Source organism: Micromonospora sp. NPDC048842, assembly GCF_040649935.1.
GTDB lineage: Bacteria > Actinomycetota > Actinomycetes > Mycobacteriales > Micromonosporaceae > Micromonospora > Micromonospora hortensis.
The window spans coordinates 305,691-314,276 of sequence record NZ_JBEZGK010000008.1 but is presented as its reverse complement, the minus strand read 5'-3'; the positions used below and the strand labels follow the sequence as shown (position 1 = coordinate 314,276).

The following is an 8,586-nucleotide window of genomic DNA, read 5'->3' as shown; positions in this document are numbered from 1 at the left end:
CGAACTCAACGGACGACCACGCCAAACCCTCGACTGGCAGAATCCAGCCGAGGTACTCCACAAACACCTGGTCGCAACAGCCGCTTGAAACCGCCACTCCCGGATACCCCGGTTTGCAGAAACCCGAGTTGATCATGACTGCTCGGTCGCGCCGGTCGGGGCCGTCCGGGCCGAACCGGACCCGACCGGGCCGAACCGGACCCGACCGGGCCGAACCGGACCCGACCGGGCCGAGGCGGACCCGACCGGGCCGGGGCAGGCCGGGCCGACCCGGCCGGCCGGTCAGTCCCAGGCCGCGCCGAGGGTGGCCAACTGGTCCGCGTACTCGATGCGGTTGGCCCAGTCGCGCGGCCAGGCGGTCATGCCGACGGTCGCGCCCACGAACGCGCCGGCCAGGGCGGCGATCGAGTCGGAGTCACCGGCGGTGGTCGCGCCCCGGGCCAGCGCCGCGATCGGGTCGTCGGCGTGCCGTACGGCGCAGAGCAGCGCGGTGGCCAGCGCCTCCTCGGCCACCCAGCCCTCCCCGGTGGCCTGACACGGGTCACTCCCGTCGTCCGGTTGTGCCAGGGCGTTCGTCAGTCGGCCCAGCACCGCCAGGCACTCGTCCCAGCCCTGGGCGATGAACTCCTGCGGAGAACCGGAACCGGCACGCTGCCAGAGGTCGCCCAGCCACCGCTCGGAGTAGACCAGGCGCTGGGACAGTGCCCGCTCGGTGAGCAATGCGGGAAGGTCGGGCAGCGGGACGCCCGCGCGCAGAGCGAAGACCGCGTACGCGGTGAGTTCGCTGGCGGCCAGCCCGGTCGGGTGGCCGTGAGTCAGCCCGGCCTGCAACTGGGCCAACCCGGCGAGCGTGTCGAGGTCCACGTCGAGCAACCCGACCGGGGTGACCCGCATGTTCGCCCCGCAGCCCTTCGAGCCGACCACCGTCGCCTCCTGCCAGCGCACCTCACGGCTCAGCTCGGCGCAGGCGCGCAGGCAGGTCATGCCCGGGGCACGGTTGTTGTCCGGGCTGACCGCCCAGGCCAGGAAGCGTTGACGCAGCAGCGGCTCCACCGCCTCCGGCGTGAACGACGGCGCCTCGTGCAGCGCCCAACCCACCGCGAGCGCCATCTGGGTGTCGTCGGTGACCAGTGCCGGCTCGCCGGACAGCTCCCGCGGGCCGGTCGGGCCATACCGGCGCTCGATCTCGGCGACGGTCAGGAACTCGGTCGGCTTGCCCAGCGCGTCACCGTAGGCGAGGCCGAAGAGTGAACCGGAGGCGCGAAGCGCAGAGGTATGGATCACGGCGGCCATGATGCCCGGCCGCCGCAACCCACGGCATGCTCAGGGAGTGTTGTCGGAAGTGTCGGCCCGACCGACACGTCCGAAACCCGCCCTAGTCCCAGCAGAGGCAGAACGGGTGGCCGGCCGGATCGGCGTAGACCCGGAAGCCCTCGCCCTCACCTGGCAGCCGCCGAGCACCCAACGCGAGCGCCGCCTTTTCGGCGGCCTCGATGTCGTCCACCGTCACGTCGAGGTGGAACTGCTGTGGGCGCTCAGGATCCGGCCAGGCCGGTTGACGCAGGTTGAGCGCCTGTTGAAAGGCGAGGCGCGGCTGGTGACCGGGTGGGCCGCCCAGCACCACCCAGTCGTCGTCGGAGTCACCCTCGGCGAGCGGTACGCCGAGCAGCTCGGCGTAGAACGCCGCCAACGCCCGCGGATCCGGGCAGTCGATCACCACTGAACGCAGCTGTCCAATCATGACCGTCATCCTGCCCACCGGGTACGACAGGAAACCTCAGTCCTCGGCGAGGCGTCGGCCGGCGTCCCGGCACGCGGCGAGCACCGCCCGCGCGTACTCCGGGGTGGCGCCGGCGAGGCCGCAGGCCGGGGTGATCACCACCTGCTCGGCGAGTTGGCGACGAGGGAAGCCGAGGCGGTCCCAGACCTGGCGTACCCGATCGGCGATCTGCGCGGAGGTCGGCGCGCCGCCGGCCGACGGCGGCCGGGTCGGCGCGGCCCCGGCCAGCAACCCGAGGCCGGCGTCGATCGCCTCGCCCAGCGGGTCGAGCTTGGTGACCAGGTCCAGGTCGAGGGCTACCGCGACGGCGCCGGTGGAGCGGATCAGCTCCAGCGGCACGTCCGGGGCGCAGCAGTGCACAAGCGTCGGCACGCCGACCGCCTCGACGACAGTGCGCAGCAGGGCGGCGGCGTCCACCGAGTCGACCGGCCGGTACGCGCCCAGCCCGCTCTCGGTCGGCACCCGCCCGGCCAGCACTGTCGGCAGTGACGGTTCGTCCAGTTGCAGCAGCACCGATGCCTGGGGCAGCCGGCGGGCGACCGCCGCGACGTGTGCGCGCAGCCCTTCGGCGAGGGAGCCGGTCAGGTCGCGGACCGCGCCGGGATCGCGCAGCATTCGGCCACCGATCGGCAATTCCAGGGAGGCGGCCAGCGTGAGCGGGCCGGCGGCCTGCACCTTGATCGGCCCGGCGTACCCCTCGGCCTGCTCGGCGAGCTGGTCCAGGTCGCGTTCCATCAGGTCACGGGCCCGACGCAGGTCGCGGCCCGGGCGTGGGGCGATCCGCCACCGCCCCGCGTACACCTCGACGGGCAGCTCGACGAGCAGCCCGGCGGACCGACCGATCATGTCCGCTCCGGGGCCACGGGCCGGCAACTCGGGCAGGTGCGGCAGCTCGGGAAGTTCACCGAGGACCACCCGCTGAGCCTCGCCGATGTCGGTGCCGGGCAGCGAACCAATTCCGGTTGCCGCGCCGGCCGGCCAGGGCCACGCCTGATCTGTCACGGGCGAAGGCTATCCCGCGAACACCCAGGCCGTGCGGTCAGCCGGTGATGGTCGCGGAGCCGAGGACCACGTCGCCGGCCGGGTCCGGTCGGTACGCCACCACGGCCTGACCGGCGGCGACGCCGCGTACCGGTCGGCGCAGCTCGGCGTGCAGCCGGTCACCGGCGAGGGCGACGGTCGCCGGCACCGCGTCGCCGTGCGCGCGCAACTGCACCTCGCACTCGACCGGGGCGTCCGGACGGGCGCCGCCGGTCCAGACCGGACGTACGGCGTGCACGTCGGACACGTCCAGGGCCTCGGCCGGACCCACGGTCACCGTGTTGGTCTTCGGCGTGATGGAGAGCACGTAGCGTGGCCGGCCGTCCGGGGCGGGCCGGTCCAGGTTCAACCCGCGACGCTGCCCCACCGTGTACGCGTAGGCACCGCTGTGATTGCCGACGACCGCGCCGGTGGAGGCGTCCACCACGTCGCCGGGCGCCTCACCGAGCCGGCCGGCCAGGAAGCCACGGGTGTCCCCGTCGGCGATGAAGCAGATGTCGTGTGAGTCAGGCTTGTCGGCCACGGCCAGGCCACGCTCTGCGGCCTCGGCGCGGACCTGCGCCTTTGTCGAGTCACCGAGCGGGAAGATCGACCGGTCGAGCTGCTCGCGGGTGAGCACGGCGAGCACGTACGACTGGTCCTTGGCCAGGTCGACACTGCGCCGCAGCAGCCCGTCCGCGCCGAGGCGGGCGTGGTGCCCGGTCACCACTGCGTCGAAGCCCAGGGCCACCGCCCGGTCCAGCACCGCCGCGAACTTGATCTTCTCGTTGCAGCGCAGGCAGGGGTTCGGCGTACGACCGGCGGCGTACTCGGCGACGAAGTCGTCGACCACGTCCTCGTGGAAGCGGTCGGCCATGTCCCACACGTAGAACGGGATGCCGATCACGTCGGCCGCTCGCCGGGCGTCCCGGGAATCCTCCAGGGTGCAGCAACCGCGAGCGCCGGTCCGATAGGTCTGTGGGTTGCGGGCCAGCGCCAGGTGCACGCCGGTCACGTCGTGCCCGGCCGCCACCGCCCGTGCCGCCGCCACGGCCGAGTCAACCCCACCCGACATCGCCGCCAGAACCCTCACTGACCCACTCCCCTTCCCCGTCCCCGCCCGTTCCCCACAACAACCCTATCCACCAGCCCCGAACCCACCCCCACCCCACAAACCCCAACGACCAACCCCCAACGCCAACCCCGAACGCCCACGCCCACGCCCACGCCCACGCCCACGCCCACGCGATCTTGCACTTTCTGCTGCGACATATGCCGCACAAGACGCGAACGGACGACCGAAAGTGCAAGATCGCGGAAATCAGGGGGTGGGGGCCCGGGGGGGGTTAGCGGGGGGTGCGGAGGGCTGCGGCTCGGCGGGCTCGTTCCACCGCTGCCGGGAGGGCCGCGATGAGGGCGTCGATGTCGGCCTGGGTGCTGGTGTGCCCCAGTGTGAAGCGCAGCGAGGAGCGGGCGCGGTCGTCGTCGGCGCCCATCGCGAGCAGCACGTGCGAGGGCTGGGCCACGCCGGCCGAGCAGGCGGAGCCGGTCGAGCAGGCGATCCCCTGCGCGTCGAGCAGGAGCAGCAGCGCGTCGCCCTCGCAGCCGGGGAAGGAGAAGTGCGCGTTGCCGGGCAGCCGATCGGTCGGGTCACCGTTGTAGATCACCTCGGGCACCGCCTGGCGGACCCGCTCGATCAGGTCGTCGCGGAGGGCGGCCACCCGGGCCGCGTACTCCTGCTGGCCCTTCACCGCCGACTCCACGGCCACAGCGAAAGCGACGATGCCGGCGGTGTCCAGGGTGCCGGAGCGAATGTCACGCTCCTGGCCGCCGCCGTGCAGCAGCGGCGTGGCCGGCACGTCCCGGGCGAGCAGCAGCGCACCCACCCCGGTCGGCCCGCCCAACTTGTGCCCGGTGACAGTCAGCGCGGCGACCCCGCTGGCGCCGAAGTCGACGGGCACCTGACCGACCGCCTGGATGGCGTCGGTGTGGAAGGGCACACCGTGTTCGGCGGCGACGGCGGCCAACTCGGCCACCGGCTGGACGGTGCCCACCTCGTTGTTCGCCCACATCGCCGTGACCACTGCCACCTGGTCGGCGTGCGCGGCCAACTCGGCGCGCAGGGTCTGCGGGTCGAGCCGACCGACGGCGTCGACCGGCAGCCAGCCGACCTCGGCGCCCTCGTGCTGGGCCAGCCAGTCGACAGCGTCCAGCACCGCGTGGTGCTCGACGGCGCTGGAGACCACCCGGCGGCGATCGGGCCGGGCTGCTCGGCGGGCCCAGAAGATGCCCTTGACCGCGAGGTTGTCGCTCTCCGTACCGCCACCGGTGAAGATCACCTCAGAGGGCCGGGCGCCCAGCACCGCTGCCACCTGTTCGCGTGACTCTTCGACCCGGCGGCGGGCACGGCGGCCCGCCGCGTGCAGGGAGGACGCGTTGCCGACCTCGCGGGCGGTAGCGACGTACGCCTCCAGTGCCTCATCGAGCATGGGAGTCGTCGCCGCGTGATCCAGGTAAGCCATCGCCGTTCAGCGTACGGCTGACACCTTGAGGACCGGATGCCGGAGGGGACTGCACGCAACGGCCGGGGTGGAACTCCACCCCGGCCCGATGCGCACGGACCCGGTCAGGCGGGCACCGCGGTGACGACGATGTTGTCGCGGTACTTGCGCGCCTTGGCGTCGAACGGCCCACCACAGGTGATCAGGGTCAGCCGCGGCTTGCCGTCGCGGGCGAAGTACCGGTCCAGCGGGATCTTGGTCTTGGCGTACTCCTCCCGGGCGACGACCCGGTAGCGCCGTGCCTCGCCGTCGCTGCCGGTCGCTGTCAACGTGTCGCCCTGGTCCAGCTCACGCAGTCGGAAGAACGCCCCCTTGCCCTGTTTGGCGCTGTCCACGTGACCGGCGATGACCACCGAGCCGACCTCCGCCTCCAGGCCGGGGCCGTAGCGGTACCAGCCGATCTGGTCGACGCTCGGCGGCACCTCGAACTCGTTGGTCCGCTCGTTGATGCCGACCGCGTTGACGGTGGCGGTGACGCCGATCTCCGGGATCAGCAGCCGTACCGGCGGGATGATCTTCGGGCCGGCGGGCAGTTCACCCGCGGTCACCGGCACCGACGGGGCACTGGCGGCGGTCGGTGCGGGGCTGGCCAGCGTGCTCGCCTCCTCGGCCCCCACCGTCCCGGCCGGCTGGTTGGCGCACGCCACCAGAGCGGCGGCGGTGAGCGCGGCAACGCCGGCGGCCAGGGCCGCCAGCGCGCCGCGATTGCGCACCGTCACTTGCGGCCGGTCCGCGCGGTCGCCATCCGCACCCCACCACCAAGCAGCAGGAGTACGCCGGCACCGGCGAGCACGTACCACCAGGTGTCCACGCCCGTGCCGGCCTGGCCGCCGTCACCGCTGGGCACGCCGCCCGGGGCGGAGTGCAGGCCGGTGATGGTCTGGGCCACCACGTCGAGGGTCTTGCCCTCGGCGGAGCCGATCGCGTAGACGATCGTGGCGGTGCCCTCCTTGAGGTTGAGGTCCGCCGGGCCGATGGCCACGGTGTCGGTGCCGGCCAGCACCACGTCGGCCTTCACCTCGCCAGCGTCGACGTCGCCCTTGGCCTCGTTCGGGTTGGTGAGGTCCTCGAAGACCGGGGTGCCACCGGCGCGCACGTCGACCGCCGGGGCCGCGGCGGTGTGCCGGACGATGAGACGCGCCTTGCCGGCGTCGACCTTCGAGACGTCGTTCACGAACGGGGTGATCTTCGGCTTGCCAGCGGCGTCGAGGTGGGCCGCGATGCTGATGTTGGCACCACCCGGCACCGCGGCGTTGTCGACTTTGAGGATGGCGCTGCCGATCGGCTCGCCCGGCTTGGTGAGCGCGATGTCGTAGTCGCCCTCCTCCAGGTTCAGCGGGCCGGCGACGTCGCCGGGCTTGAAGTTGTCCAGCGTCTTCTTGCCGTTGACGTAGACGTCGACAGGGGTGTCCGGGATGCCGTGCACGACGGAGACCTTCGACGTGGCGGCGTACGCGGGGCCGGCGGTGAGGGCGCCGACGCCGGCGAAGGCCAGCGCGGCGACCGCGCCGCCCGCGGCGACCCGACGGAAGTACGAGAGCTGCATGTCTGCCTCCTGATATTTGGTGCTGATTCGTCAGGCCTGGCTTGCAGAACGGGTTACGCCGGCTCTCGGGCGGGTGGATGCGCCCCGGAGGCACTTTTCTTTTCCGGCCCCGACCGCATCCGGAACGGGGTCGGGAGACGAAGAGCTGGTGAGATGACATCGACCGGGGAAGTGGGGCGGGGGCTGTGGCAGCTACAGTCGGGCATGCCCCATCGAAGGCGAGCCGCCCGATGACGGCGCTACGACAGGAACCGGACCCTCCGGTGGACGACCTCGACCGCAGGTTCCGCGACGGCGACGACGTGGCGCTGCGCGAGGCGTACGACCGCTACGGTCGTGCCGTGCTCCACCTGGCCACGTCCATGCTGGCGAACCGCAGCGACGCCGAGGACGTCACCCAGGCGACGTTCGTCGCCGCCTGGCTGGGTCGCGACACGTTCGACCCGGCCAAGGGGTCGCTGATCGGTTGGTTGCTCGGCATCGGCCGGCGGAAGGTGATCGACCGGATGCGCGCCTCGGCCCGGGAGACCCGGGTGGTGGAGACGGTCCGACAACTGCCCGAGCAGGCGCAGACCCAGCCGGATCCGGACCGCGTGGTGGACCGGTTGGTGATCGCCGACGAGCTGGCTCGTCTCCCGGACGACCAGCGACGGATGCTGGAGTTGGCCTTCTACGACGACCTGACACACCAGCAGATAGCCACTGTGACCGGCGTGCCGTTGGGCACCGTGAAGAGTCACATCCGACGCGGCATGGCGAGCTTGAAGCGCAGATGGGAGGTGGACGGTGCAGCACCTGGACCACGACCGGCTGGTATTTCTGGCACTCGGTGAGAGCGAGGCGGACAACGGGGAGAGCACCCACCTCGGCACCTGCGCGCTCTGCCGGGCGGAGGTGGCGACCCTTCGGCAGGTGGCGGGGCTCGGCACCGAGACGCAGGGCCTGGCCGACCTGGCCGACCCGCCGGAGCACATCTGGGACGGCATCGAAGCCCAGGTCAGGGCTGCGGAGGCCGGGCCGTTGCTGACCGAGACCCGTCGACACCGACTGCCCGAGCAGGCCGACACCACGACGGCCGAGCAGGCCGACTTCACGACGGCCGAGCAGACCGACTTCACGACGGCCGAGCAGACCTTTGGCGCTGCGGTCGGGTCGACGGTGACCCGACTGGACCCGACGCGGCGATCCCGCCGGGGTCGCGGCTGGTCCGGTTGGGTGGCCACCGCTGTGACCGCGGCCGCCGCCGCGGCGATCGGCGTCGTGGGCACCGTCTCGGTGCTCCGACCTGACGATCCGACGCCCACCCCGCCGCCGGTGGTGGTGGCGAGCGCGCCGCTGGCGGCATACGGGGCGACCCCGCCGACGGCCAAGGGGGACGCCCGGGTTTTCCAGGACGGCCAACTACATCTGCATGTGGCGAATCTCCCGAGCGTCGCGGGGTACTACGAGGTCTGGCTCATCAATCCGACGACGATGGAGATGTTCTCGGTCGGCACCCTTGGTGGCGGCTCGGACGCGCTGCTACCCCTGCCCCCGAATGTCGACCTCAAGAGCTACTCGGTGGTCGACGTCTCCGCCGAGCAGTACGACAACAACACCCGCCACTCCGGCGACAGCCTGCTGAGGGGCTCTCTGACGGGCTGATCGGCGGGCCGGCTCAGCTCCCCGGCTCGCCGATC

General features: G+C 72.3%; 9 protein-coding genes. 2 read left to right on the top strand and 7 right to left on the bottom strand.

The window, feature by feature from the left end; all coding sequences use genetic code 11:
- Positions 1 to 282: 282 nt before the first annotated feature.
- The 7 genes from AB0C19_RS14845 to AB0C19_RS14815 all read right to left on the bottom strand — a co-directional run bounded on the left by AB0C19_RS14845 (position 283) and on the right by AB0C19_RS14815 (position 6,907).
- A complete protein-coding gene (locus AB0C19_RS14845) occupies positions 283 to 1,293 on the bottom strand; it encodes an ADP-ribosylglycohydrolase family protein (protein WP_357184693.1) in 1,011 nt (336 codons plus the stop codon).
- 82 nt (positions 1,294 to 1,375) lie between these two features.
- The gene (locus AB0C19_RS14840) at positions 1,376 to 1,741 is read right to left on the bottom strand and encodes a VOC family protein (RefSeq protein ID WP_238684693.1); all 366 of its coding nucleotides are present in this window, start codon (positions 1,739 to 1,741) and stop codon (positions 1,376 to 1,378) included.
- 36 nt (positions 1,742 to 1,777) lie between these two features.
- On the bottom strand, positions 1,778 to 2,782 hold the full coding sequence (locus AB0C19_RS14835; protein WP_357184688.1) for a methionine synthase: 1,005 nt from the start codon (positions 2,780 to 2,782) through the stop codon (positions 1,778 to 1,780).
- Positions 2,783 to 2,819: 37 nt separating this feature from the next.
- Positions 2,820 to 3,893, bottom strand: a complete 1,074-nt coding sequence (gene mnmA, locus AB0C19_RS14830) for a tRNA 2-thiouridine(34) synthase MnmA (RefSeq protein ID WP_357184685.1) — start codon at positions 3,891 to 3,893, stop codon at positions 2,820 to 2,822.
- 253 nt (positions 3,894 to 4,146) lie between these two features.
- On the bottom strand, positions 4,147 to 5,322 hold the full coding sequence (locus tag AB0C19_RS14825; RefSeq protein WP_357184682.1) for a cysteine desulfurase family protein: 1,176 nt from the start codon (positions 5,320 to 5,322) through the stop codon (positions 4,147 to 4,149).
- Between the two features lie 104 nt (positions 5,323 to 5,426).
- Positions 5,427 to 6,080, bottom strand: coding sequence for a class F sortase (locus AB0C19_RS14820; RefSeq protein WP_357184679.1), 654 nt, complete (start codon positions 6,078 to 6,080; stop codon positions 5,427 to 5,429).
- Positions 6,077 to 6,907, bottom strand: coding sequence for a DUF4397 domain-containing protein (locus tag AB0C19_RS14815; protein WP_357184676.1), 831 nt, complete (start codon positions 6,905 to 6,907; stop codon positions 6,077 to 6,079). The genes AB0C19_RS14820 and AB0C19_RS14815 overlap by 4 nt, the downstream gene beginning before the upstream one ends.
- A 230-nt stretch (positions 6,908 to 7,137) precedes the next feature.
- Here AB0C19_RS14815 and AB0C19_RS14810 point away from each other — a divergent pair, with 230 nt between their 5' ends.
- A complete protein-coding gene (locus AB0C19_RS14810) occupies positions 7,138 to 7,740 on the top strand; it encodes a sigma-70 family RNA polymerase sigma factor (protein WP_357184673.1) in 603 nt (200 codons plus the stop codon).
- On the top strand, positions 7,694 to 8,551 hold the full coding sequence (locus AB0C19_RS14805) for an anti-sigma factor (protein WP_357184670.1): 858 nt from the start codon (positions 7,694 to 7,696) through the stop codon (positions 8,549 to 8,551). The genes AB0C19_RS14810 and AB0C19_RS14805 overlap by 47 nt, the downstream gene beginning before the upstream one ends.
- The last annotated feature ends 35 nt before the right edge of the window (positions 8,552 to 8,586 follow it).